At 39.5% G+C, this 25,446-nt stretch carries 20 protein-coding genes; 12 read left to right on the top strand and 8 right to left on the bottom strand.

Annotated elements, in window-relative coordinates:
- Nucleotides 1-15: 15 nt before the first annotated feature.
- Nucleotides 16-1,116 (bottom strand): DNA replication/repair protein RecF, encoded by a 1,101-nt coding sequence (gene recF / locus J0A69_RS04850; protein ID WP_206585369.1) that lies wholly within the window; start codon nt 1,114-1,116, stop codon nt 16-18.
- A 91-nt stretch (nt 1,117-1,207) separates the two neighbouring features.
- Here recF and pdhA point away from each other — a divergent pair, with 91 nt between their 5' ends.
- The 5 genes from pdhA to J0A69_RS04875 all read left to right on the top strand — a co-directional run bounded on the left by pdhA (nt 1,208) and on the right by J0A69_RS04875 (nt 5,445).
- Nucleotides 1,208-2,227, top strand: coding sequence for a pyruvate dehydrogenase (acetyl-transferring) E1 component subunit alpha (gene pdhA / locus J0A69_RS04855; RefSeq protein ID WP_206585370.1), 1,020 nt, complete (start codon nt 1,208-1,210; stop codon nt 2,225-2,227).
- A 113-nt stretch (nt 2,228-2,340) separates the two neighbouring features.
- A complete protein-coding gene (locus J0A69_RS04860) occupies nt 2,341-3,054 on the top strand; it encodes a tetratricopeptide repeat protein (protein ID WP_206585371.1) in 714 nt (237 codons plus the stop codon).
- Between the two features lie 86 nt (nt 3,055-3,140).
- Nucleotides 3,141-3,617 carry a 6,7-dimethyl-8-ribityllumazine synthase gene (gene ribH, locus J0A69_RS04865; RefSeq protein ID WP_206585372.1) on the top strand — a complete coding sequence of 159 codons (477 nt, stop codon included), beginning with the start codon at nt 3,141-3,143 and terminating at the stop codon, nt 3,615-3,617.
- A gap of 119 nt (nt 3,618-3,736) precedes the next feature.
- Nucleotides 3,737-5,056: an aspartate kinase gene (locus J0A69_RS04870; protein ID WP_206585373.1), complete on the top strand. Its 1,320-nt coding sequence runs from the start codon at nt 3,737-3,739 to the stop codon at nt 5,054-5,056.
- 62 nt (nt 5,057-5,118) lie between these two features.
- Entirely contained in the window at nt 5,119-5,445 is a 327-nt protein-coding gene (locus J0A69_RS04875) for a DUF6787 family protein (RefSeq protein WP_206585374.1), read from the top strand.
- Between the two features lie 159 nt (nt 5,446-5,604).
- On the opposite strand, the gene recG is transcribed toward J0A69_RS04875, so the two are convergent.
- The 3 genes from recG to J0A69_RS04890 all read right to left on the bottom strand — a co-directional run bounded on the left by recG (nt 5,605) and on the right by J0A69_RS04890 (nt 10,459).
- Nucleotides 5,605-7,698 carry an ATP-dependent DNA helicase RecG gene (gene recG / locus J0A69_RS04880; protein ID WP_206585375.1) on the bottom strand — a complete coding sequence of 698 codons (2,094 nt, stop codon included), beginning with the start codon at nt 7,696-7,698 and terminating at the stop codon, nt 5,605-5,607.
- Between the two features lie 79 nt (nt 7,699-7,777).
- Nucleotides 7,778-8,848 carry a phosphotransferase enzyme family protein gene (locus J0A69_RS04885; RefSeq protein WP_206585376.1) on the bottom strand — a complete coding sequence of 357 codons (1,071 nt, stop codon included), beginning with the start codon at nt 8,846-8,848 and terminating at the stop codon, nt 7,778-7,780.
- 90 nt (nt 8,849-8,938) lie between these two features.
- Complete coding sequence (locus tag J0A69_RS04890; protein ID WP_206585377.1) at nt 8,939-10,459, bottom strand: choice-of-anchor I family protein; 1,521 nt, start codon at nt 10,457-10,459, stop codon at nt 8,939-8,941.
- Nucleotides 10,460-10,806: 347 nt separating this feature from the next.
- Here J0A69_RS04890 and J0A69_RS04895 point away from each other — a divergent pair, with 347 nt between their 5' ends.
- Entirely contained in the window at nt 10,807-12,582 is a 1,776-nt protein-coding gene (locus tag J0A69_RS04895; RefSeq protein WP_206585378.1) for a sodium:solute symporter family protein, read from the top strand.
- Here the strand turns inward: J0A69_RS04895 and gldD are convergent, their stop codons facing one another.
- A complete protein-coding gene (gldD, locus tag J0A69_RS04900; protein WP_206585379.1) occupies nt 12,583-13,155 on the bottom strand; it encodes a gliding motility lipoprotein GldD in 573 nt (190 codons plus the stop codon). It lies immediately after the preceding gene.
- 77 nt (nt 13,156-13,232) lie between these two features.
- On the opposite strand from gldD, the gene J0A69_RS04905 reads away from it, so the two are divergent.
- Nucleotides 13,233-13,763, top strand: a complete 531-nt coding sequence (locus J0A69_RS04905) for a DinB family protein (RefSeq protein ID WP_206585380.1) — start codon at nt 13,233-13,235, stop codon at nt 13,761-13,763.
- 38 nt (nt 13,764-13,801) lie between these two features.
- On the opposite strand, the gene J0A69_RS04910 is transcribed toward J0A69_RS04905, so the two are convergent.
- The 3 genes from J0A69_RS04910 to J0A69_RS04920 form a co-directional block, all read right to left on the bottom strand.
- On the bottom strand, nt 13,802-14,404 hold the full coding sequence (locus J0A69_RS04910) for a nitroreductase family protein (protein WP_206585381.1): 603 nt from the start codon (nt 14,402-14,404) through the stop codon (nt 13,802-13,804).
- A gap of 67 nt (nt 14,405-14,471) precedes the next feature.
- Complete coding sequence (locus J0A69_RS04915; protein WP_206585382.1) at nt 14,472-15,986, bottom strand: S10 family peptidase; 1,515 nt, start codon at nt 15,984-15,986, stop codon at nt 14,472-14,474.
- A 31-nt stretch (nt 15,987-16,017) separates the two neighbouring features.
- A complete protein-coding gene (locus J0A69_RS04920) occupies nt 16,018-18,258 on the bottom strand; it encodes a TonB-dependent receptor domain-containing protein (RefSeq protein WP_206585383.1) in 2,241 nt (746 codons plus the stop codon).
- 230 nt (nt 18,259-18,488) lie between these two features.
- On the opposite strand from J0A69_RS04920, the gene J0A69_RS04925 reads away from it, so the two are divergent.
- The 5 genes from J0A69_RS04925 (at nt 18,489) to J0A69_RS04945 (ending at nt 25,273) form a co-directional block, all read left to right on the top strand.
- Nucleotides 18,489-20,537 (top strand): alpha-L-fucosidase, encoded by a 2,049-nt coding sequence (locus J0A69_RS04925; RefSeq protein ID WP_206585384.1) that lies wholly within the window; start codon nt 18,489-18,491, stop codon nt 20,535-20,537.
- Between the two features lie 110 nt (nt 20,538-20,647).
- Nucleotides 20,648-21,217, top strand: coding sequence for a gluconate 2-dehydrogenase subunit 3 family protein (locus tag J0A69_RS04930; protein WP_206585385.1), 570 nt, complete (start codon nt 20,648-20,650; stop codon nt 21,215-21,217).
- Complete coding sequence (locus J0A69_RS04935; protein WP_206585386.1) at nt 21,210-22,919, top strand: GMC oxidoreductase; 1,710 nt, start codon at nt 21,210-21,212, stop codon at nt 22,917-22,919. The genes J0A69_RS04930 and J0A69_RS04935 overlap by 8 nt, the downstream gene beginning before the upstream one ends.
- Nucleotides 22,920-23,280: 361 nt before the next feature.
- Complete coding sequence (locus tag J0A69_RS04940; protein WP_206585387.1) at nt 23,281-24,747, top strand: hypothetical protein; 1,467 nt, start codon at nt 23,281-23,283, stop codon at nt 24,745-24,747.
- Nucleotides 24,713-25,273 (top strand): hypothetical protein, encoded by a 561-nt coding sequence (locus J0A69_RS04945; RefSeq protein ID WP_206585388.1) that lies wholly within the window; start codon nt 24,713-24,715, stop codon nt 25,271-25,273. Before J0A69_RS04940 ends, J0A69_RS04945 begins: the two co-directional genes overlap by 35 nt.
- Nucleotides 25,274-25,446: the final 173 nt, after the last annotated feature.

A 25,446-nucleotide genomic window follows, 5' to 3' on the forward strand; every position in this document is an offset into this window, starting at 1 on the left:
CTTCGGCCTCTTTTTTTATGCAATAATCTTACCCTTTTCCAGGTTGAAGAATGAAACCTCTGAATCGATTTCAGCCAAAATCTTCTTAGATCGCTCCGGCCTCGCATCCGTCAAAAAGATCTGTCCAAAGGTATGCTGAGAAATCAATTCCATCATCTTGGCAATTCTCAGATCATCTAGCTTATCAAAAATATCATCCAGCAGCAAAATCGGTTTTTCACCTTTTTCCTTTTCGAAGATTTTGAACTGAGCCAATTTCAAAGAAATAATAAAGGACTTCTGCTGGCCTTGGCTTCCGATTTTTCGAATGGGATGATCGCCGATCAAAAATCCAAAATCATCCTTATGAATTCCCGCATTGCTGTTTTTTGTAATTAGATCTTTCTTCCGAAGGCTTTTGAAATAGGTCTCAAAATCGCTGCGCAAAGTTTCTGTTTCATAATTAATAGTGACATGTTCCTGCCCTTGGGAAATTTCTGCATAGTGAGCCTGAAGTAGGGGAGCGACTTCTTCAAGCAATTCTTTTCTCCTATTGGAGATCCAAAGGCTAAGCTCAATCATCTCTGAATCATAGCTGTCCAGCAAAGTGAAATCTCTTCTTCCTGTCTCAGCAAATTGCTTTAATAAAGCATTTCGTTGTTTTAGGAAATGATGGTATCTGATTAGCTTATCGAGATAATACCTATCTAATTGCGATAAGAGACCATCAAAAAACTTTCTTCTTCCCTCACTTCCCCCTTTGATCAGATCAGTATCATCCGGAGCAATCAAAACAACCGGAAGTAAGCCTACATGTTCTGAAGTCTTGTCCAGTGCTTTCCCATTTTGATAGATCAGCTTTTTTTTACCAAGTTCCACAGTGCAGCGAACTTCCAAAGGTTTTTGATCGAGTTCAAACAGACCTTTGATTAAAAAAAAGTCTTTGTCATGCTGAACGTTCAGGCTGTCACTGGATTGAACAGCACTTTTGGTCAAAGAGAGGTAATGAATCCCATCCAAGATATTGGTTTTTCCACTTCCATTTAAGCCAACGATACAATTGATTTGGGCAGAAAAATCCAGTTTAGTTTTCTCATGGTTTTTAAATTGTAAGAGCTCCAGAGACTTGAGGTACATGAGATTGGGGAATTATTTTGGCCGTAGCCTGATTTTTAGGTCGGGATGATTATATTTGAGGCCTAAAATAGCATATTTTGATCATTACGATATGGCAAAGAAAACTGCAGCGACCAAGTCTAAAGTAAAATATTCGAAAGAAACCTATTCCTATTGGTATGAGAGCATGCTCTTAATGAGGAGGTTCGAAGAAAAAGCTGGACAACTTTACGGTCAACAAAAAATCAGAGGATTCTGTCATTTATATATTGGACAGGAAGCTTGTGCATCAGGAGCGATTTCAGCTTTGACTAAAGATGATAAGTGGATCACAGCTTACAGATGTCACGCTCATCCACTGGGATTGGGTACAGATCCTGGTGCAGTGATGGCAGAGCTTTTTGGAAAAGCAACTGGAACTACCAAAGGTAAAGGCGGCTCCATGCACATTTTCGACAAAGAAAGAAATTTCATGGGAGGTCACGGGATTGTAGGTGCTCAGGTACCTATGGGTCTTGGAATCGGCTTCGCAGAAAAATATAACGGCACCAAAAATCTTTGCATTACCTATATGGGTGATGGTGCGGTTCGTCAGGGAGCCTTTCACGAGGCATTGAACTTGGCGATGTTGTACAAAACTCCAGTGATCTTTGTGATCGAGAATAATGGCTACGCAATGGGTACTGCAGTTAAGAGATCTTCAAACGTGGATGATTTATCTACTTTGGGTGAATCCTATGACATGCCTTCATTTGCAGTAGATGGAATGAATGTAGAGGCTGTACATGAAGCGGTTTCTGAGGCCGCTGAAAGAGCCAGAAGAGGAGACGGACCAACATTGTTGGAAATGAGAACTTACCGATACAAAGGTCACTCCATGTCAGATCCTCAGAAATACAGAACCAAAGAGGAAGTAGAAGAATACAAACAGCGCGATCCGATCGAGCAGGTATTAGCTACTATCAAAGAAAATAAGATTCTTACTGAAGACGAAATAAATGAAATCGTAGATCGCGTTAAGAAAAAAGTGAGCGAGGCAGTGAAATTCGCTGAAGAATCCCCTTGGCCTGACGGAATGGATGCTTTTAAGGATGTTTATGTCCAGGAAGATTATCCGTTCGTGATGGAATAACACGAAAAAAACATAGTCCAGAAAGCCATGAAGTTAGAAAGGCTTCGTGGCTTTTTTATTTGACTTTGTGTAATTCATAAAAAGCGTATATTTGCGCTCGAAAATTGAGTATCATGGCAACGAAACAATCAAAAAAAGTAAATCCTCATCATCAGACTGATATTCTGGAGAATCCAGAAGAAATCGCAGACAGATTGACCAGAGGCGAAGCTTTTTTAAAGAAGAACAGTAAAATATTGGGAGGCGTGATCATCGCCGCGATAATTTTGATTGGTGGAATTCTGTTTTTCCAATTCAATACCCAAAACCAAAATAAAGCTGCACAGGCAGAAATGTTCCAGGCAGTTTATTTCTACGAACAAGATTCTGTTGATTTTGCACTAAATGGTGACGGAATCAATGCTGGCTTCTTGGCTATCGTTGATGAATATCCAAGAACTGACGCCGCTAATTTGGCTCATTTCTATATTGGTTCTATTTATCTATCTGAGAGAAAGTTTGAAGATGCAATTACGCATTTGGAGCAGTTTTCTGCAGATGATTATCTGATCCAGGCTCAGGCTTATGCTTTGACAGGTGATGCGTATTTAGAATTGGGAGATAACGAGAAAGCGATTTCGTTTTTCAGCAAAGCAGCATCTTATGAGCCAAATAAATACTTTACTCCAAAGTATTTGACCAAGTTGGCTATTGCTTACGAAGAAGCAGGTCAGATCCAGAATGCGATCGATGCATACGGAGAGATCGAAGAGAAATACTTCGAATCATATGAGTTTTCTGCAGCACGAAAACAAAAGGCGCGCCTAGAAGGCCTTGCCGCTCAATAATGCTGCTCTAAAAAGCATACTAAAGAGAAGAGTAAGGCCCAAAGTCTTACTCTTTTTTTGTTTATACATTTTAAAAATTTGAGAATATGGCAACTTCCTTAAAAAGCCTAAGCGATCATTCGTCTAAAAATATAACAGATATCAGTACCAAAACTTTTGGGATCATTGTTTCGGAGTGGAATGAAGAAGTGACAGAAGCACTTTATTCAGGAGCTTTACAAACTTTGCTACAGCATGGAGCAAAAAAAGATAATATCATCCGGAAGAATGTTCCTGGATCTTTTGAGCTTTCGCTTGCGGCTCAGTGGCTCGCGCAAGAGGAAAGCGTCGATGCTGTTATTTGTTTGGGATGCGTGATCCAAGGAGAAACAAAGCATTTCGATTTTATCTGTGATGCTGTGGCACATGGCATTACAAATGTCAGCCTGAAATATAACAAGCCCGTGATTTTCGGAGTTTTGACTCCCAATACGCAGCAGCAGGCCTTGGACCGTGCAGGAGGAAAGCATGGCAACAAAGGCGATGAAGCAGCGATCACAGCGATAAAAATGCTTGGATTTTAATACTCAATCAAACCTATACAATACACTTTATGAATTCACGCATGATTCAAGACTAGCCAAAAGTGGTGATGTCATGCATGCGAGATTCTTAGTGGCCCTTTAAAAACCTAATTAATCACATGAAAATCATGAAATTCGGTGGGACCTCAGTAGGTCGACCCGAGCGAATGCATCAGGTTAAAGACCTAATTACTAGAGGTGATGAACCTACTATTGTAGTCTTATCAGCACTTTCCGGTACTACCAATGCTTTGGTGGGAATCGGGGAAGCTTTGGCATCAGCTGATAAAATCCTTGCTAAAGAAAGAATCGATACGCTACATGCACACTACTTGGTGTTCTACAAGGAGCTTCTAAAAACAGAAGAGGCTCGCACTAAAGCTGAAGCGATCATTAAAGAGCATTTTGAGTTTTTGAATATCCTTTTGAAGATTTCATTCAATGAAGCAATCAATAGAGATATCTTGGCTCAGGGAGAATTACTTTCTACCAAGCTATTTTATACGCTTTTGGAAGAATTGAATATTCCTGCAGTATTTCTACCTGCTCTGGATTTTATGAGCATTGATGAAAATTCTGAACCTGAATTGGGAAAAATCTCTGAAAAGCTGAAAGCAATCTTAGCAGAATTTCCCGGCGAAAGAATTTTTGTGACGCAGGGATATATTTGTAAAAATCACCGAAATGAAGTCGATAACCTGAAGCGTGGAGGAAGTGATTACACCGCTTCTTTGGTTGCAGCAGCAATCCAGGCTTCTGCCTGCGAAATCTGGACAGATATCGATGGAATGCATAACAATGATCCAAGAATCGTTGAAAAAACCAGGCCAATCGCGGTTATGTCATTTGATGAGGCGGCTGAGTTGGCTTATTTCGGAGCAAAAATCCTTCATCCAGCTTCCATCTGGCCAGCACAATTATATAATGTGCCTGTGAAATTGCTCAATACCATGCAGCCAGAAGCTCATGGAACCTTGATCAAAGCCGAGGTTGATGCGATTGGAGTGAAAGCTATTGCAGCAAAAGATGGAATCACTGCAATCAAGATCAAATCTAGCCGTATGCTTTTGGCTTACGGTTTCCTTCGCAGAGTTTTCGAAATTTTCGAAAAATATAAAACCCCAATTGACATGATCACCACTTCAGAGGTGGCGGTATCGGTAACCATAGATGATTTGAGCCATTTGGATCAGATATTGGCTGAATTGGATATGTTGGGGTCGGTTGAAGTAGACAAAAACCAAGCGATTGTATGTATCGTGGGAAATCAGATTTCTGAAACCAAAGGAGTTATCAAAGCAGTAATGGATTCTTTGGAAGATATTCCTGTTCGAATGGTTTCTTATGGAGGCAGCAGGCACAATGTATCGCTCCTAGTCGATGCTAACTATAAGAATGAAGCATTACAGAAATTAAATACAGGAGTTTTTTCTTGGTAAAAAAATAAGAGCCGGTTATGTACCGGCTCTTTTATTTAGAATCATTCTGATTACTTTTGTGCATGTCAGAATCAAAAGACCGACCAGGCTTCCTTCAACGACTTCAAGCTAAATGGCAACTGAAGAGTGTTTTTCAGGTAGTTTTGGTTTTGGTGGTTTTTGCCTGTACAGGTTTTACCATTCTCTTTATCAAAGGACCAATTCTTGATTTTTTCGGAGTAGAGAAAGGGGGATTTTGGAATACTCTTCTTTATTTACTTTTAGTTTTACCACTTTACCAGATTTTCCTCTTGGTATATGGTTTTATTTTCGGCCAATTCGATTTTTTCTGGGAAAAAGAAAAGCAGATTTTCAGGAGGATTGGATCCTTATTTTCTAAAAAGAAATAAGGAAACTGAAAGTCCTTTGTAAGGTGAATCGCCAATTAGTTTTTTTGAAGATAGATTTAATATCCCAATCACGCTGTTCACTTTTCAATTCGGCAAATACTTGATAATAAGGCTTGAGGTGCATTAAAGCCACGTAAATCCAAAATCGTACTTCGTCAATTAACTGATTCTACTCCAATTAACTGCGGTTTTCTTTTGTTGCTTTACTTGTCGAAGAACAGGTGCGTTTTCAGGTAAACTTAGTGTAGGGTCCTGCGCCAATAATTGCATGGCGGCATCTCTTGCCAAAGTCAATATTGGAGCGTCTTTACTCAAATCCGCTATTAATAAATCAGTCACTCCACTTTGTTGGGTTCCCATCAAATCACCTGGTCCGCGAAGCTTCAGATCCACATCGGCGATTTCAAAGCCATCATTTGTTCGGACCATTGTTTCCAACCTAACTCGCCCTTCTTTCGAAAGCTCGTATTTGCTCATCAGAATGCAATAACTCTGTTCTGCTCCTCTTCCAACTCTTCCTCGAAGCTGATGGAGTTGTGATAATCCAAATCGTTCGGCATTTTCTATGACCATGACGGAGGCATTTGGGACGTTCACACCTACTTCGATAACTGTAGTGGCTACCATGATTTTGGTTTCGCCTTTTACAAAGCGCTGCATTTCGTAATCCTTGGCTTCTGCTTTCATCGAGCCATTCACAATGCTGATCGGGTAATTGGGAAATGCTCGGGAAATACTTTCGAACCCGTCCATGACGTTTTTTAAATCCAAGGTCTCAGACTCTTCGATCAAAGGATATACAATGTAGACTTGTCTTCCTTTTTTGATTTCTTCATTGATAAAACCAAAGACTTTCAAGCGGTCTTTATCATATCTATGGACTGTTTGAATAGGCTTTCTACCTGCGGGTAATTCATCGATAACAGATACATCCAGGTCACCATAAAGTGTCATGGCCAGGGTTCTGGGAATTGGAGTAGCTGTCATCACCAAAACATGAGGGATGAATTCTTCATTTTTAGCCCACAACTTTGCCCGCTGCGCCACACCAAATCGGTGTTGTTCGTCAACAATTGCCAAACCTAAGTTTTGGAATTGAACCACATCTTCTAGCAGGGCATGAGTTCCAATCAAGATTTTCAGTTCTCCTGAAAGCAGTTTTTCATGGATGACTTTGCGTTTGGATTTTTTGACTGAGCCAGTCAGGATTTCAATTTCCAAACCCATCATGTCAGCATATTCTTTTAATCCTTCATAATGCTGATTAGCTAAAATCTCCGTTGGTGCCATTAAGCAGGCTTGAGCCCCTGAACTGATAGCAATCAGCATGCAGATAAAAGCAACCATTGTTTTTCCACTCCCTACATCCCCTTGGATCAATCGATTCATCTGTTTGCCGGATTTCATATCGGCAAAAGCCTCACGAATCACTCGCTTTTGGGCATTTGTCAATTCAAATGGAATATGATTCTGGTAGAATTCGGTGAGCAATTCAGTATTTCCGAGAGATTGCCCTTTGAATTTCTCCGTTCTGGTGACTTTAAGCATTAAAAGTCTCAGCTGCAAAAAGAAAAATTCCTCGAATTTTAGGCGTTTCCTAGCCCTATGCAATAAATCGGGTTTACTTGGAAAGTGTATCTGGCGGATAGCCTCCTGCTTGCCGATCAACTGGTATTGATGTAGAATCTCTTGAGGGAGAGTTTCATGAATATGAGGGAAACATGCCTGCACCAGCACTTCCATGATTTTGGAAATACCTCTGGAATCCAGAAATCTTGCTCTCAACTTTTCTGTGGTGGAATAAACCGGCTGGAAATTATTTCGTTGTTCGTTGGCTGCACTCAGCGGCTCCATTTCCGGATGAGCGATACTCCATTTACTCCCATATCTTGCAGGCTTGCCAAAGAATATATAAACTGCTCCGACGGGTAGTTTTTTTTGCACCCATTGAATTCCCTTAAACCAAGTCATTTCCATTTCCCCAGTCTCATCTGCGACATGGGCAACCAGCCTTCTTTTATTTCCAACTCCGATGAGTTCGACTTTTCGGATTTTGGCAATTATCTGGACATTTTCAAGCTCGGGATTGAGCTCTCTAATTTTGAAAAAACGAGTTCTATCCTCGTATCGGAAGGGATAATGTTGAATGAGCTCCCCGAAAGTAAATATATTCAATTCCTTATTGATCAGTGCCGCACGTTGGGGGCCCATGCCTTTTAGGAACTCAATTTTCGTGTCAAAAATGCCAGACAAAAGGGATTGCGATTAGAGAATAAGCAAATTAAAACCAGTCTGCTCAATTGCCAATTTAAATGACAAGAAATGTCAAGGCTTAGGTGTCCAATCCAGTGATTCTTTTCCAGATATTTTTTAACTGGACTTTTTGGTCTTGTTGACTTTTCAAGAAAATCATTTGGTTTTTGGCGCGATGTAAATTTTGGAGTGGATAGGCTACTTTATAGTAGATATTGCCCTGAAGATGATCAGTAAAAAAGCGGAGACCCATAATACAAGTCATCACTTCCCCCGCAATTAGAAGGGATTTAGCTTCTTCCGAGCTCGCCATATCTTTAATTCCTTCCCAATATCCTTTTAGCAGTTCTTCAAAAATTCCCGGTCTATGAGCCAAGTTATTCCAATTTTGACTGGTTTCTACTTCAGTACAAGCTACTGTTCTTACCAAATCGCCAAAATCATACAGCAAAAGTCCACCCATCAAAGTGTCCAAATCAATGACAGCAGCCACATTTTCCAAGCTTTCATTGAAAATCAGATTATTGATCTTGGTGTCATTATGGGTGATTCTCTGAGGACAAGATTCATAGGACGCCAGATAATCATTTACAAGAGGTTTTTGGCTTAAGTAAAAGTCTAAAATTTCTTGTTCTTCCGAATTCAGGGAAGAGGAAGTGCCTGCGGCTTTTTCAAGATTTTCAAAACGCCAATCCAGTCTATGAAACTTTGGTATAGATTCCTGCATTTCAGAGGCAGAAATTTCTTTTGCCCAGTCCGCAAAAACTCCATAGGCCTTAGCTGCTAAATAGGCTTGATTCTGGTTCTGGATTTGTTGAAGTGTTTCTCCTTTGACAAAGTCGAAAAGACGGAAAAGTTTCTTTTCAATACTTATTAAGGAATCTCCATTTTGATTCAGTCTCGGAAGGGGCAAAGCAAAAGGAAGTTGGGAAACATCTCCTTTTTCACCTAATATAAAATGATTGTGGGCGATTCTTTCAGGATACCGAAATACAGATGTATTGAATTCCTGAAGAATGAATTTAGAATCCGAGCATTCGATAAGGTAAGTGCCATGAATCAGGCCTGAACCAAATACCTGAAAGCCGTATTCTTTATCTTTTAAAAAATCATACTGGTTTAAAATTGCTGAGATCCCCTCTTTTTTCATCCTGCAAAGCTAAATTTTCTGCTTTATTAAAAATCAGAGAGGCATAAAAAAACCGACCCTAGAGCCGGTTTTTTGTTCAATTGTCTGTGTTTAATTTTGGTAGACTGTTATTCTTCCATCTCCTTCTGAACTGACAATGAAAATAGCTCTTTCAGTTGGACTATCTTCCGCAGAAATAAATAGCAATCCTTCTGGGGCATCATGACCTTCTGAACCTAGACCTGATTTTCCGTCCAAAAGCTGAAGGAATTTGAGTCCTGATGCTCCATTTAATTCATAGACCATGATAGCATCGGATCTTTCCAGACCAACAAATACGATGGTTTTGCCTAACACTTCTCCAACTTCAACACCTTCTGGCTCCACTCCTTTGTTGTCACTTCTTCCATCATCGTATAATGAAGAGTTTGCTGAAATTAGATCTCTTTCAAGGTTCACATAATCTCTTACCATTTCTCCGTTTCTACCATTCCAGATTGTGAATGATCTGCCACCAATCCCGTATAAAACATCAAAATCACCGTCTCCATCCGTATCACCGGCACTAGTAGTGACAGTGTATCTTCCCATGTATTCATCCTCCTGAAGAAGCTCAGCATCAGGGAAAGCTACTGGGTCAAGATCTAAATCTTTTACTCTGGATTCTTCTCCATAGCCATCATAGTCTCTTGTATCCCCTTCGTTAGCAGTGATTAGGAAGTTTGTCTTGCCAACCATGAAAGTTTCAATAGCATCCGGCATATAATAAGCTAAGATTGGCCAGTTTTGGAAATTACCAGCAATTCCGTCACGATCACTCACATCTATTTCATTTCCGGATACTAAGTGGTCTTTCAATCCCATTGGGAAAATATCAGTGATCATTTTAGCATTCAGATCCACTCGGGCAATCCCATTATTTTCCTGCAAGGTTACCCAAGCAAAATCAGAGGAAGGATCAATGGCAACGTATTCAGGTTCGATATCCTGAGCGAAACTTGCATTTGGGCCGAAAATTCTAAATCCATTGGCAACAAGGCTAGCTTTCTGGCTTTCGAAAGATTCAAATCCCAGCGTTGTAACCTGGAAATCCATCTGCGTATCAATGATAGAAATCGTTCCTTCTGGATCAATGGCATAATCGTCATTTGGCTCACCTTCGTTTGCGGAAACAATGTATTTTCCATCTGGGCTGAATGTCACCATATCAGGCAATGCACCGACCATCAAATTTGCAATTGGAGTGGATAGATCTGAAGTGTTGTAAACTATGATTTTGCCTGGGTCAGTTTTTTCAAATCCTTCGATAGCAGCCGCCAACATTCCGTTTTTAACAGCTACAGAATTTACACCTCCACCAAATCCTGAGATAATAATAGGAGATAATGTCATCATATTTTCTGGATCAGAAAAATCAATAACATCGATTTGGGAAAGACCATCACTGTTGTTGACAACAAATAGTTTGTTGGTCATAGGGTCAAAAGCAGTGATTTCAGCTGCTGCTTCACCACCGATTTTTAGACTGCTGATTTCCTCGAAAGAAACCCTCACAGGTCCCGGCGCAGAAATCCTTTCTCTACAGCTTGCCGCAAAAATTGCGATAGCAAATACAAGATAAATTTTCTTCATTTTAAGTAAGGTTTGGTATAAAAAATCAAACAATGAAGGTACTCATGGGAAAAAATCATCTTGTAAAACAGTGATTATGTTTTGTTTAAAAAACCGTGAAGGAAAAGAGCCTGAATTAATAATGGCGTAGCATTAAAATAATTTGTGTTTTTATGCCTAAGGCTGTAATCATTCTGCCAAATCAATTCTTTACTTTTGAAAAGCGCTATTTTTTATACTTTTTACTTCGAAATGATCAATAGATTATCTCTGGATTAAAAAAAATAAATACATTAGTGAAAAATATTGATTAAGTATCTCTCATTTTTAAAAAAAATGAGAGAAATAAAGTTTAAAAACCCAGAACTATGAATGTAACCGCCTTAGATTGGGGCATCATCGCCGCCTTCTTTGTTATCTCCCTGTTAATTGGACTCTTCACTGCCAAAACCGCCGGAAGCTCTGCAAAGGAATTTTTTCTTTCGGGTAGAAACATGCCCTGGTGGTTATTAGGGGTTTCGATGGTTGCAACCACCTTCTCAGCAGATACACCAAATTTGGTTACTGATATTGTCAGAAAGAATGGCGTTGCAGGAAACTGGGCCTGGTGGGCTTTCTTGCTAACAGGCATGCTGACAGTTTTTGTTTATGCCAAACTATGGAGAAGATCGGAAGTGACTACAGATTTGGAGTTTTACGAACTGAGATATTCTGGAAAGGGAGCGGCTTTCTTAAGAGCTTTTAGAGCGATTTACCTTGGTGTCTTTTTCAATGTTGTGATCATGGCAACTGTTTCTTTGGCTGCCATCAAAATTGGAGGGGTTATGTTAGGATTAAGTCCTATCCAAACCTTGCTGATTGCCTCCATTGTTACGGTGATCTATAGTTCTTTGGGTGGTTTGAAAGGAGTGCTATTAACCGATTTCTTCCAATTCTTTATCGCTATGATCGGTTCCTTTGGTGCTGCTTATTTTATTTTGGATTTACCTGAAATCGGATCTTTAAGCAATCTGTTAGCTCATGAAAATGTAGCAGATAAACTTAATTTCTTGCCTGAGTTCTCAGATCCGAATATTTATGTTCCCTTGTTTATCATGCCTATTGCCATACAGTGGTGGGCAACTTGGTATCCTGGTGCAGAGCCTGGCGGTGGGGGATATATTGCTCAGCGAATGCTTTCTGCGAAAGATGAAAAGAATGCAATCGGTGCAACTCTCTTCTTTAATATAGCGCATTATGCTATGAGACCTTGGCCATGGATTTTGATTGCTTTGTCCTCTTTGGTTATTTTCCCGAATATTTCAGATTTGCAGGCTGCCTTTCCTGAGATTCCAGTGGACAAATTGGGAGATGATTTGGCTTACTCGGCTATGTTGACTTACCTACCAACAGGTTTGATTGGAATTGTGCTGGCTTCTTTGATAGCTGCGGTAATGTCCACGCTTTCTACACATTTGAACTGGGGTTCTTCCTATATCGTGAATGATTTTTACTTAAGATTCATGAAACCAGAAGCAACCGACAAGGAATTGGTAGCTGTAGGTAGAATTTCTACAGTGCTTTTGATGGCTCTTTCAGCGCTTTTGGCTTTGGCACTTTCTTCAGCTCTTGATGCATTTAATATCTTGCTTCAGATCGGAGCGGGTACCGGTTTGATCTTTATTTTAAGATGGTTCTGGTGGAGAATCAACGCATATACAGAAATTTCTGCAATGGCTATTTCATTTGTAGTTGCGGTCTTTTTCGAAGTAATAAACCCTAAAGTCAATTGGATTTTGATTCCGGAAAACCAAGCTTACTTGAAATTGATTTACAGTGTAAGTATTACCACCATAGGTTGGTTGATCGTCACTTTCATGACCCAGCCAGAAAAAGACGCTGTTTTGTTGTCATTCTATAGAAAAGTAACTCCTGCCTCTTTTGGTTGGAAGAAAGTATTGGACAGATTCCCTGAAGAAAAGCAGGAAATCGGTCAGTTGCCAAAGGAAATCGGATTAATGTTGATCGGTACTGTGATGATTTATTCAGCCCTATTCTCCACAGGTTTCTTTATTTATGGAAACGTCTTGGGTGGAATCATTGCGGCAACTATATCGATTATAGGAGGTGTGATTCTTATGCGCTCCTGGAAAAATTTAAAATAATCACTCTTGAAATTTGACGGAATTCATCAGGTGGGCCATGTCCACCTTGATGTATTCTATCACAGGCGCAAGCGAATCATTTTTCATTGCGGTATTAAAGTATAAAGCTCCTCTTAAAAAGTTTTCGGTAGAGTCAGTTACGAAAAACTGAAACTGAGTTGGAACTTCACCTTCCAATTCTGCAATCACTCCAGTGTATCCTTCAGGGGTAAGTGCAACAGACTCTTGAATTCCATAGGCCTTGATCTGATGCTTTGCCGTAAGCTGAAAAGCATCATTTGATAATTTTTTAAAAGTAACCCCGTTTCCAATCTTTTTATAGGTTAAATGGACTTTTGCCCCGAAATCAACATAGTGCAAGTTGATCCACTCTTCCTCTTCAATATTAAATGAGTCTGCTTCGATTTGGCTATGCTTTGAATATTCTAAAGTATAAGGATACCCTTCGGAAAGACTCTGGAAACCGTGTTCCGGCAAATCTATTCGATTATAACCTGGAGGTTTTGGAAGGTAAGTTTCCTCACATGAAACCAAGCTAAGGCCTAAGACCAAACAAAAAAGAGTTCTACGCATGGCTTAAAATTAGGTATTAGGTTTGAAATGATCGGGGAATAGTGGAAATTTAACAAAAGAACCAAACCCTAAAATCCATGAAAAAGGTAGTACGATTATTTTCAGGAGCTTTTTTAGCTTCACTTTTGATGCTTATGGCTGGTGCTGTAAATGCACAAACTACAGTTGAAGAGTTTATGATGAAATGGGATAATAGCAAAAAATACACCTTAGATGTATTAGCTAAGATGCCAGATTCAGGAATGGACTATAAAACTGATCCAGAAGCAATGTCTTTCAAGGAACAAATCCACCATATCGGAAATGCGATTGTGGGGATTTCTCAGGGCTTTTTGAAAGGCGGAGATCCAGGATTTCAAATCAATTTGGAATCTGCTACAAGAGCTGAGCTAGCTGATTATGTAGCTAAGTGCTATGATTATGGTAAAAAAACCATGGCAGCTTTGACGCCGGAGCAAATGGCTGAGAAGCAAGATGTATTTGGAAACAGCGTTTCTAGAAGACAAGTAATGGCTCTTTTAATGGACCATTCTACCCATCACCGAGGAGCAGCGATTGCTTACCTCAGAGTAGAAGGTGCTGAGCCGCCTGCTTTTGTGGGTTTTTAAAAATTAAGAAAGGCTGGTCGATGAAGACCAGCCTTTTTTTATTCTGTAATCCAAGCTACTTTTTCGTCCATGTTATCTCGTTTACCAACCGGCCAATTTTCTACTGCGGGTTTTGCCACGTAGAAAAATCCCATCAGCATATCTTCTCCTTCCAAACCAAAATCTTCCCTTGCTTCCGGCCAAAAAGTCGGTCCACCTGTGCCCCAATAGGCTGCTAGACCATGTGCTGAGGCAGTCAAATACATATTTTGAACAGCCATCGCGACAGCTGAAATCTCCTCCATCAAAGGAATACCTTCTGATCTCTTCATTAAAATAGCGATCACGTGAGAGGCTTTCTGAGGATTTTCAATAAACTTATTGTAGGTGGCTTCAAGAAAAGGAGTGCCATTTTTTTCAGCTCTCATCTTATACATATCAGCTTGATATTTACCAAAAGTCTTTAGACCCTCACCTTTATATACTATAAACCTCCAAGGCTGTGTCAATTTGTGTGTGGGTGCCCATCTCGCATTTTCAAGCATTTCCTCGATGATGATGTCATCTATAGGATCATTTTCTTTGAATTGTGCGACAAACATGGATCGTCTTCCACGGATAATTTTATTGACTTCTTCTATGTTGAAATCGGGTTTCTGCATGGTGATTAATTTATTCTTTATTTCAAATCAGATTTTGAGGCAGTAAAGTTCACAGTTTCCTGATCTTTTACTGAATCATTTGAGTAATAAAATTTCGGATGTCTTTTGCCAATGCATCAAAATCTTCCTGACGATTGTACATCATGTGACCCGCTTCATAGTATTTCATCTCGATCCTTTCTTGCGGGAAGTTGTGCCTTGCAAAAGTATATTCAGCATCGAAAAACGGAGTGATTAAATCATAATAGCCATTGGCAACCATGACTTTCATAGCGGTATTTCTATGCATGGCTTCGCTTAGAGATCTTGCTGTACTGACATAGCTTGGTTCCCAATAGGCTCCATCTGGCACTGGCTTCCAATTCCAGTTTCCTCCCATACTAGGAGCAGAGGTATAATAGGGGCGATCCATCACCACTCCCAATTCTCTGGTCAAATAATCATTCCAAGTTGAAGTATAAGCCGCACTGGTCATATAACTACTAGGATCTCCTAAAACAGGTCCCTCTGCAGCCTTATCGGTTTCAGTTGCCAAGTATCGTCCATCCAAAGTTCCAATAGCTTTTCCTTGATCCCGTAACAATTCCTTTTTGAATCGGTGCATCAGGATTTGGTTGTCTGATCTTAGGATAAAATCTTTTTCTAATCCTGTGAAATAAACAAGTCTGTCGGCAATGGCAGATTTCTCAGCTTCAGATTGCTTCTCACCTTTATATAGCGCAGTCAAATAATCACCATAAGCATATTCTCTCGCTTCTTGAACAAATTCCTCCAGTGTTCTTCCCTCACCTGCTTGCTTATGGTACCAAGCGGTGGCAGCCATGGAGGGTAAGTAGGTGAAAAATGAAGTCAAATTGTCTTCCCAGGACGAGGAACCGGCATAGTCTAAAGCTTGAGATATCAAGACGATTCCGTTGATTGCCATGGTTTGTCCGCCGCCTTCCAGCACTTCTGCGATTTTAGCAGCTCGGGTGGTGCCAAAGCTTTCTCCGGCAATGAATTTTGGTGCTTGCCATCTTCCGTTTTGGGTAACCCAAATTCTCATGAACTGTGCGATAGACCGGGCATCCTCATTCAGCCCCCAGAAATCTTCATTTTTCCCAACGCCTTCCACCTGGCTGAAACCAGTGCCAATTGGATCAATAAATACCAAGTCTGTGATGTCCAATAATGCCTGAGGATTATCTACAAAAGTGTAAGGAGCAGAGCCATCATCCACAGTAGCTCCAGAGTCTGTTTTGACAACTTTAGGTCCAAAAAAGCCCATATGCAACCAAAACGAAGCCGAACCAGGACCTCCATTGAAAATGAAAGTGACTGGTCTCTTAGAAGAATCCACACCCTTGCGGATATAGGAAGTACTCCAAAGCCCTGCAGTCACTTGGCCTTTTGAGTTGCGGAGGAAGGTCTCTCCCACGATGGCTTGATAGTCCACTTTTTGACCATTGAAAGTCCCAGAAAAGGATTTCTCAAACTTGATTGGTTCTCGGGTGACTTCTTTGGCTTCTGTTTTTTCTTCTTGAGCAAAAGCTAAAAGGCAGCTTGCCACAAAAAATGGCAAAAAGAATAGAATCTTTTTCATGATAGGTGGTTTTATGTAAAGAAATTTACAATTAATAATTGAATGCCACTTTTAGACCTCCATACCAATTTCTGGTTGGTGCAGGTTGATAATACCTTCCTCCAAATGGATTGAGATCATTTCCTAAAGAATAGCTTTCATCCAATAAATTGTCGATACCTCCAAATGCCTCAAGTTCCCATGCTTTTCCTATCCACTTCGCCCATCCAAATCTCAGATTGACCAAATTGTAAGAATCCTGAAATATGGTATTGGCGTCATTTAGTGGGATTTCGTCTGTGAATTGGTGCGTGAAATTGATATAAATTCCTGGGGCTGTTCTTAAATCAATTCTACTGACCAAAGTATTTGGTGCTACACCTGTCAAGTCATTTCCTGAAAAGTCATCATCCCTTTTTTGGTAGTCTTTGAATTTGAAATAATGACCAGTAAAAGCAGTACCTAATTTTAAATCTTTGACAAACCCGGTTTGATTTTGGATCAACACATAATCAAGTGCCAACTCGATTCCTTTTTGATCAGTTGATCCAGCATTTCTGAATAGAACCACTCCTTGGGAATTGGTGTAGGTTGTGATGGTTTGCTTCAACTGAAAGTAGAACGCTGTGGCTTCAAAGTTTAAGCGATCTTTTCCAAGACGATATCCTAGCTCAGTATTTAATCCTTTTTCAGCTTCCAAATCAAGATTTAGGCTTCCTTCATTCGTTCTTACTTCATCGATTGTTGGCGGCGAGAAACCACTACTCAAACTGGAAAATATCGATGAACTTACATTGAGTTGATAATTGAAAGCCAATCGAGGAACTAGAATGGGATCAAATTTTCTTTTTTGAAGACCTAAGGGTCCTCCACTTGCATCGATTTGCCTGTCAATTTCGAAGCTTGAAAAGTTTTCGCTTAGCCCTAAAGTGACCAAGAGTTTCTCACTTCCTTGCCATTCCGCTTGCTGGAATAGAAATCCCTGAGTAGCTCTTAGCTTATCAGCAAAACGAACTGTATCTGCTACTCCGCCACGATTACCAAAATTCTGGGCATCTGTAAAACTGGTCTGATATTCCCCTCCAGCAATAATTCTCAAAGCTTTTCCACCAAGTTCTGTGTCAAATGTAAACTTGCTTCTTCCGCCGAAGCCGAAACCAAGCTCCTTTTTATAATCTAAATTGAAAGGATTTTCAAAGTCATTGGTATTCAGATAAAGGACAGTATTGTTCTTGATTTGTTCAGAGAATTTATAAACCTGAGAAAAGGAAGCAAATACGGATTGTTGGGAAATCGAGCTGTTTTGAGCAACTGAACCAGGTCTTGCTTGTTTTGGATCTTCAGCCAGCTGATCAGCATTCAAAGCACCTGGAATTTGATAATTCAGATCAGAGATCAGCAATTGAGTACGGATTTCCTGCTTTTCAGAAACAGGAAAAAATCCACCTAGTTGGAAGACTTTTCTGTCCATGGCAGATTGCTCTCGGTATCCATCAGATTTTTGTTGAACATAAGATGCATCAAATCCGCCATTTCCCACTTTTTGGGATAAGCCAAGCCTGAATCTTGATAATCCAAAACTTCCGGTCATGAAATCGGTGCTGAGTCTTCCGCCGATAGGATCGGATTTGCTTTCCAGATTGACCACTCCGCCATTGCCTGCTCCATAAATACTTCCAGAAGGACCCTTGATGATTTCCGCGGTGCGAATGTTTGTCAAGTCCAAAAGATTCAAAGCGGTGGTGCCGTCCGGAGATGTAAATGGAACATCATTCCAATAAACTTTCACATTTCTGACTCCAAATGGAGCTCTCAAAGAACTTCCTCTAATTGAGATTCTATAGGATGCAGGAGCTCTTTCTTCAATTCGGATACCTGGTTTTGTATTGAATGAATTGACAATAGAAGTTTCGTTGAATCGATTAAAGTCTCGTTCTGAAACCAAGGCAATGGAAGCGGATTGCTCCAAAAGTTGCCTTTCGGTTTCAAAAGCCGAAACTGTTATAGTAGATAGAGACATACTTACAGGATCTAAATAAACTTCATATTCCCCGGGACTGAAGGTTTTTTCTTGGGATTCATAGCCTTCTTTCGCAAAAGAAATCAAGGTAGATTCAGTGGATTGAATCTCTACCTTACCCTCATCATTTGTTTGGAGTATTTGTCCCCCTTTGGCTTTTACTCTGACGTTCTCTAGAGGTTGTTTAGAATCCGAATCCAAAACTTTTAGCTGTATCTGAGCCGAAAGTTGAAAACTTAGAAATAGGAATAGTAGCGTGATTGCTTTTTTCATAATGGAAAAATAAAAGGAAACTTGGAGAGTAAAGCCAGAATCTTTGACAAAGGTTCTATTTGATGAATTTAAACCAATTAGATCGATTGGCTTTTATTGATTAAACTTTACTTCTAGGAATAAATCGCTTGTAGTTATTATTTTTTTTATAAAAACACTCCCATACTTAGTATAAAATTTTCTTTAATATTCGGTCCAAAATCGGTAATATCAAGGCCGAATTTGAATTTATGAAAAAGTATATTTTACCTGCTTTATTGCTGGGACTTACCTTTTGTCAAGAAAAAGGAGAGCCAATTGCTCCAGTCGAACCGACACCTGCCCCGCGTCAGGTTGCTTGGCAAGAATTTGAATATTATGGATTCCTGCATTTCAATATGAACACATTCTCTGATCGGGAATGGGGCTTTGGGGATGAAAAGCCAGAGCAGTTTAACCCGACAGCGTTGGATGCCAGACAATGGGCTAGAGTAGCCAGCGAAGCTGGAATGAAAGGATTGATTATTACCGCCAAACATCACGATGGTTTTGTTCTTTGGCCATCTGCCTACACAGAGCATTCTGTCAAAAACAGCCCTTGGAAAGATGGAAAAGGCGATTTGATCAAGGATTTATCTGAAGCCTGTAAAGAATATGGTTTGAAATTCGGGATTTATTATTCACCATGGGATCGAAACCATCCTGATTACGGAAAGCCGGAATACATCACCTATATGAGAAATCAGTTGACCGAGCTGTTGACCAATTATGGGGAGATTTTTGAAGTGTGGTTTGATGGAGCTAATGGCGGAGACGGATATTATGGCGGAGCCAATGAAACCCGAAAAGTAGATAAGTTGACATATTATAAATGGCCTGAAGTCTATGAGTTGGTGAGGGAATTACAGCCAAATGCCGTGATGTTTAGTGATGGAGGTCCAGATGTAAGATGGGTTGGAAATGAGCACGGAGAAGCTTTTGAGACCAACTGGGCAAATTTAATGCGTGACTCAGTGTACGCTGGAATGCCGGAATATCCTCAAAAATATGCGCCGGGACAGGAAAATGGTACTCATTGGGTTCCTGCAGAAACTAATGTTTCCATCCGTCCGGGATGGTATTACCATACTTATGAGGATCATAAAGTCAGAAGCTTAGCCAACTTGGTGGACATCTATTACAATAGCATTGGGAGAAATACTTCCCTCTTGATCAATTTTCCAGTTGATACCCGAGGATTGATTCATGAAAATGATGAGGAAGCGATTTTGAAGTTGGGTGAAAAAATCAAAGAAGATTTTGCTGTCAATTTAGTGTCTCAGGCCGCTGTTTCTGCGTCTGTGGAAAGGGGCTCAGATTACGTGGCAGAAAACGTTCAGGATGAAGATTATGAAACCTATTGGTCGGTTCCAGATGGGCAAAATTCAGGAAGTCTGGAAATTGATTTTGGTAAGCCGACTGTTTTCAACAGATTATTGATTCAGGAATATGTGGTTTTAGGCCAGCGAATCAAAGCTTTCTCTCTTGAAAAAGAAGTGAATGGAACCTGGGAAAAAATAACAGAAGCCACCACAATTGGGCATAAAAGGATTTTAAGATTCCCGGATACTGAAGCCCAAAAAATCAGAGTAAACTTCTTGGATTCCAAAGATGTGCCTGTGATTGCAGAGGTGGGGGTTTACCATGCACCAAAGCTTTTATTACCTCCGACCGTGAAAAGATCCTCGACAGGAGAGGTGACTTTGACTGCTCCTGATACCAATTTGGAATTGTACTACACCCTTGACGGAAGCAATCCTACCAAAGAAAGCCAAGCTTATACTGCTCCTATCGCAGTGAAAGTGGCCAGCACATTGATTGTTTCTTCCTATGATCCAGCTTCAGACAAAATGAGTGATCCGCTTAGATTGGATCTGGATCTTCCAAAAGCAGGATGGAAAAATGTGGAGGAAGATGATTTAAAAGCCTTTGACGAGAACAGCTATAGCTATTTCACCAGTAAAAATGGGATGCTGACGGTTGATTTGGGCGAGACGATCCAAATCCAAGGCTTCAGCTACATGCCGATGCAGGCCCGATATCCGAGTGGAATCATTACCAACTTTGAGTTTCAGGTAAGTGAAGATGGAAAAGCTTGGAATACTGTCGCTTCCGGAGAATTTTCAAATATCATCAATAGCCCGATTGAGCAGTTGGTTCGGTTTGATCCGATCCAGGCAAAGTTTATCCGATTGAAGGCGATCAAAACAGCTGATGGAAACGGAGCAACATTTGGTGAAGTCGGTGTTTTGACAAAATAGATAGTTGGTAAGAAGGGTTTTTTGAACCAAAGGATTAAAAAAGGTAGAAATTAAGATCCTTTTTGGTTACATTATTTGCCCGATTTAATCTTACCCAAAATAATTTATTTATGAATAGAAGGATTGCCTTGAGGCATCTGGCACTGATTTCAGGAGGTTTGGCATTCATCCCTTCCTGTGATTTCAGCTCAGATGATATCCTCACCGCCTATGAAAACCTAAAAATCACCCAATCTCAGAAGCAATTGCTGGGAGATATTTCCAATGTTATTATTCCTGCTGGAGAAATTAAAGGAGCTTTAGATATTGAGGTACCTGATTTTATTTTGGTCATGGTAGATGACTGTTTGGATACAGATCAACAGCAGCTTTTTACAAATGGATTGGCAGCTTTTCCTGATTTTGCGAAAAGTGCAGGCAGTAATTTCCAAAAATTAAGCACCAAAGAGAAAGATGCTTTGATTCTTGCAGGGCAGAAACTCGAAGGGGATGATACTTCAGCAGGGGAGCAAAATAAAGCAATTTCTTTCTTCCTTAATACCACAAAAAGATTTACCGTTCAGGGCTACATGGCCTCTGAATACATCCAATCCGAAGTGATTCCTTATTCACTGATTCCGGGAGCCTACAATGGTTCTGTGTTGATTTCGGATATCCAAAAACCTAGAATTAATGGCTAATTTAAATATCCAAAGTAAAGAACAACGTACCTACGAAGCCATTGTCATAGGATCAGGGATCAGCGGTAGCTGGGCTGCCAAAGAGCTATGTGATTTGGGAGTAAAAACCCTGATGCTGGAGAGAGGGAGGAATGTGGAGCATATCAAGGACTATCCAACAACCAATATGCTTCCCTATGAATTTGAGCATAGAGGGCAGATTCCGCAGAAAATCAAAGATGAAAATCCAGTAGTAAGTAAGTGCTATGCATTTCGTGAGGATGCGATGCATTTCTTTGTCAAAGATGCCGAGCATCCTTATGTTCAGGATAAGCCATTTGATTGGATCCGTGGCTATCAAGTGGGAGGAAAGTCTTTGCTTTGGGCGAGACAGGTCCAGCGTTGGTCTGACTTTGATTTTGAAGGACCAGCAAGAGATGGATTTGCAGTTGATTGGCCAATTCGATACAAGGATATTGCTTCTTGGTACAGCCATGTGGAAAAGTTTGCCGGAGTTTCTGGTAACAGAGACGGGATTGATACGCTTCCGGATGGAGAATTTCTTCCTGGATATGATCTGAATATTGTCGAAAAGCATTTTCAGGAGCAACTGAAGAAAACATATGGCAATGATCGGCATTTGATTTCTGCTCGTTGTGCGCACATTCATGAAGCAAGGCCAGAATTTGCCGCGCAAGGCAGGGCTTTTTGCCAAAATAGAAATCTCTGTCAAAGAGGATGTCCTTTCGGAGGCTATTTCAGTTCCAATTCATCGACGATTCCTTGGGCTTTGAAAACCGGGAATCTGACGCTTAGACCAGATGCTGTAGTGCATTCAATTATTTATGATGAACAGGCTGGAAAGGCAACTGGAGTAAGAATCATTGATGCGCATACTAAAGAAATGGAAGAGTTTTATGCTCCGGTGATTTTCCTCAATGCAGCAGCTTTGAATTCCAATTTGATCTTAATGAATTCCACTTCCAATCGTTTTCCAAATGGATTGGGGAATGACAATGGTTTGCTTGGCAAATATGTAGCATTCCATAATTACAGAGCTCAGGTTTCTGGTCAGTATGAAGGTCATTTGGAGTATACCACATCGGGAGGAAGACCTACAAGCGGGTATTTCCCAAGATTCCGAAATGTGTACAAGCAGGAAACGGATTTCCTACGGGGTTATGCAGCCGGATTCTCCGCTAGTCGTGGGGTGAGACCTAATACCGAAGGAATCGGAATGGATTTGAAAAACAACTTGCTGAATCCAGATCAGTACGGTCCTTGGTATGTGGGTTCGCATATGATGGGAGAGACCATTCCAAAGGAAAGCAACTATGTGGCTTTGGATCCAAACTTGAAAGATCCGTATGGTATGCCTCAATTGATAATAAATGTGGATTACGATGACAACGACGAGAAGATGATCAAGGATTATCAGGAACAGATGTCAGAGATGTTTGAGAAAGCCGGATTTACCAATATTCGGGTGAATGACGATCATCGGGTTCCAGGTTTGGATATTCACGAAATGGGAGGAGTGAGAATGGGAAAAGACCCGAAAACATCCCTTCTGAATGCTAACCATCAACTTCATGCTGTACCGAATGTGTATGTCACAGATGGAGCGAGTATGACATCCACTTCCACACAAAACCCTTCATTAACCTATATGGCTTTTGCGGCTAGAGCAGCGCATCATGCGGTTGCAGAAAGCAAGAAATAAGTCTGAAAGCTGAAATAAAATAGCCATTTCGACTGAAGCTTGCGAAAGGAGAAATCTCTAGTTTTTAATTAAAATCCTAAAACCCTCTTGGAAGAGATTCTGGGAGGGTTTTTTGCAAAAAAAAATAACTAACTATTGTTTAATTTCTTTAAAACTATTATTTTAAAGAATCTATTAATTAGTAATCTAACAAATTTCATGAAAAACACTTTTACCCCCCCCCCCCCACAAGAAAAAAAATCTGATTAACTTTTCGTCAGGCTTATTTTTGATGCTATTTTTAGTGACATCTTTTCTTTTTACTTCCTGCGTGGAAGAACCTGAAGCTCTAAAAATCCAATCCACAGAAAATGGACAGCTGATGAAAGTCAAAGCCTGGTTTGAAGAGAATAAAACGAAACTGAGACTTCCTGAGCGAGGCTCAAATTTAAGATCAGAATCTCAGGAATTAATTTTACCATTTTTTGAAAAAGAACCCGATTGGGACAAATTCCATCATTATTATTTTCCGGATGGGAGAGAAGTTTATGAAGTTAATTTACAAAATAAGGAAACACCAATTTTTGGCAATCTATTAGATAGTATTCGTTCTATACCTTCAGAAGAATTAGTTATACAAAACATTATGTTTATTAAAAACCCAGAATTTGAAAGATATGACCCCATAATTGCAAGATATTATCCAAAAGGAGAATTGGATGTAAAGAGTTTCAAAAAAATGAATTATACTAAAATCAATGAATATTGGTCAGGAAAATTAGAATTGTTTACATATGATGAGCATCATTTTATTGGATTTGAATTTGAGGAAGGAAAAATAATAAACGAAATAACTTATTCTAAGAATAATACTGGTGCTAAAGTAAAAGATTATAAAAATGCAGATGTAAGATGCACAACCTATGTATTACCGGTTACAAACTGTGTTTTAACTTCCAGCGGAACCTATTGTTCTTCCAATTATAATGATTTGGTTAATGTCACTTATTGCTCCACAGGTGGTTCTGGAGGAAATTATATATATACCTATGGTGGAAATGATGGTACAGGAAGTGGTACGTATATCGATCCAAGCGGTGTGACTGGTACTGAGTATATTGTGCCTATAATTCCTGCGCCTGAAACTTTTATTTTAAATCAATTTTCAAATCCTTGTGGTAGTCAAATATTCAAGCAATTGATGAAGGCATCTATTTTGAAATCTTCTATTGGAAACTTGAATCAAGCAAATGCAATTATTCAACTTCTACAGGATGCAAATGATGTGGAATTTATTGTGAAAAATTCAGATTTAACGAGTGCGACTGGTAATACTACGAAGACTAAACGTTACATTAATTCTACTTCTGATAAATTAGAGATTTTGATTGAGTTTGACAATGATTATTTAGAAAATGCAACTAGACTATCTATAGCTAGAACAATGTTGCATGAAACGATTCATGCCTTTTTGGTTTATAATTTTTATAAAGATCCGACTGGGGAATTTAAGCAGGGATTACAAAATTTTGCAACTACAAAAGGCTATACGGACATGAATGATGTTCATCATAATTTTATGCCTCAATATGTAGATGCAATTGGTTATTCTTTAGCAGTCTGGAACCAAGTTTATGGTAATTCAGGAAATATTCCTAGAAGTTACTTTGACGATCTTGCTTGGGGTGGTTTGACATTTAGTCAACATAATTCTACAACAAATCAATATACTTGGCATGATGTTTTTCAAGATTTAGTTCCATCTGAAACCGAAAGAATTAGAATTCAAAATGTTATAAATAATGAAGCAAATAATGAGTATTCAGCAAAAGGTGAACCTTGCAATTAGTGTTTTATTTGTTTTAATGGCATGCTCGAGTCAAAAAAATATTCAAATTAAAAGCGATGAATATGATTTGATCAATTTTCTATTAGAGCAGAATGATAATTATAAAGTAAGTCAGGATTTCCTAAGTTGGGATGAAAATAGTTATTCTACATATCGTGATTTTAATCCTTCTGAAATTGAGGAATTTGACTTTTTGGCAATCAATAAAGAGCTGGACTTAGATAGCCTATTTACTTCTGAAGAAATCGATCAATTGAAAAATAAGATTGATTCAGAAAAACCAATGAAGCTTAAAAAAAATGCAGTTATAGAACCTTCAAAATTAGTAACTAATAAAATGGATGTTATTTACCCAGCTTCCATAATGGGGGTTGCCTATCCTATAATTATTCAAGGGACTCGTGGTAAAACTTTTGGGTTTATTCTATCTAGTTTCAGCGAGAAAGGTACTTATTATTCTATTTATAAAAAGAAGGATGAATTTGATTGGGATATTATTCATAAGACAATGATTGCAATTGAATAAAATGATTATCCCAACTGTTATGAGTTCAGCTTTTTGAAGTTACATAAAACAAGAAATAATTTTGAAAGTCAAAAAGCTAAAGTGAAAAATCTAAAAACCCTCTTAGAATAGATTCTGGGAGGGTTTTTCAATGAATTTGCTCTTCGGTTCCCGATTATTATCAGACTAAGCTA

This window comes from Algoriphagus pacificus (assembly GCF_017254845.1).
GTDB classification, from domain to species: domain Bacteria; phylum Bacteroidota; class Bacteroidia; order Cytophagales; family Cyclobacteriaceae; genus Algoriphagus; species Algoriphagus pacificus.

Bases quoted from the DNA above. Each gene is read 5' to 3' on its own strand.
- recF (WP_206585369.1), bottom strand. From the start codon at position 1,116: ATGTACCTCAAGTCTCTGGAGCTCTTACAATTTAAAAACCATGAGAAA.
- pdhA (WP_206585370.1), top strand. From the start codon at position 1,208: ATGGCAAAGAAAACTGCAGCGACCAAGTCTAAAGTAAAATATTCGAAA.
- J0A69_RS04860 (WP_206585371.1), top strand. From the start codon at position 2,341: ATGGCAACGAAACAATCAAAAAAAGTAAATCCTCATCATCAGACTGAT.
- ribH (WP_206585372.1), top strand. From the start codon at position 3,141: ATGGCAACTTCCTTAAAAAGCCTAAGCGATCATTCGTCTAAAAATATA.
- J0A69_RS04870 (WP_206585373.1), top strand. From the start codon at position 3,737: ATGAAAATCATGAAATTCGGTGGGACCTCAGTAGGTCGACCCGAGCGA.
- J0A69_RS04875 (WP_206585374.1), top strand. From the start codon at position 5,119: ATGTCAGAATCAAAAGACCGACCAGGCTTCCTTCAACGACTTCAAGCT.
- J0A69_RS04885 (WP_206585376.1), bottom strand. From the start codon at position 8,848: ATGAAAAAAGAGGGGATCTCAGCAATTTTAAACCAGTATGATTTTTTA.
- J0A69_RS04890 (WP_206585377.1), bottom strand. From the start codon at position 10,459: ATGAAGAAAATTTATCTTGTATTTGCTATCGCAATTTTTGCGGCAAGC.
- J0A69_RS04895 (WP_206585378.1), top strand. From the start codon at position 10,807: ATGAATGTAACCGCCTTAGATTGGGGCATCATCGCCGCCTTCTTTGTT.
- gldD (WP_206585379.1), bottom strand. From the start codon at position 13,155: ATGCGTAGAACTCTTTTTTGTTTGGTCTTAGGCCTTAGCTTGGTTTCA.
- J0A69_RS04905 (WP_206585380.1), top strand. From the start codon at position 13,233: ATGAAAAAGGTAGTACGATTATTTTCAGGAGCTTTTTTAGCTTCACTT.
- J0A69_RS04910 (WP_206585381.1), bottom strand. From the start codon at position 14,404: ATGCAGAAACCCGATTTCAACATAGAAGAAGTCAATAAAATTATCCGT.
- J0A69_RS04915 (WP_206585382.1), bottom strand. From the start codon at position 15,986: ATGAAAAAGATTCTATTCTTTTTGCCATTTTTTGTGGCAAGCTGCCTT.
- J0A69_RS04920 (WP_206585383.1), bottom strand. From the start codon at position 18,258: ATGAAAAAAGCAATCACGCTACTATTCCTATTTCTAAGTTTTCAACTT.
- J0A69_RS04925 (WP_206585384.1), top strand. From the start codon at position 18,489: ATGAAAAAGTATATTTTACCTGCTTTATTGCTGGGACTTACCTTTTGT.
- J0A69_RS04930 (WP_206585385.1), top strand. From the start codon at position 20,648: ATGAATAGAAGGATTGCCTTGAGGCATCTGGCACTGATTTCAGGAGGT.
- J0A69_RS04935 (WP_206585386.1), top strand. From the start codon at position 21,210: ATGGCTAATTTAAATATCCAAAGTAAAGAACAACGTACCTACGAAGCC.
- J0A69_RS04940 (WP_206585387.1), top strand. From the start codon at position 23,281: ATGAAAGTCAAAGCCTGGTTTGAAGAGAATAAAACGAAACTGAGACTT.
- J0A69_RS04945 (WP_206585388.1), top strand. From the start codon at position 24,713: ATGAGTATTCAGCAAAAGGTGAACCTTGCAATTAGTGTTTTATTTGTT.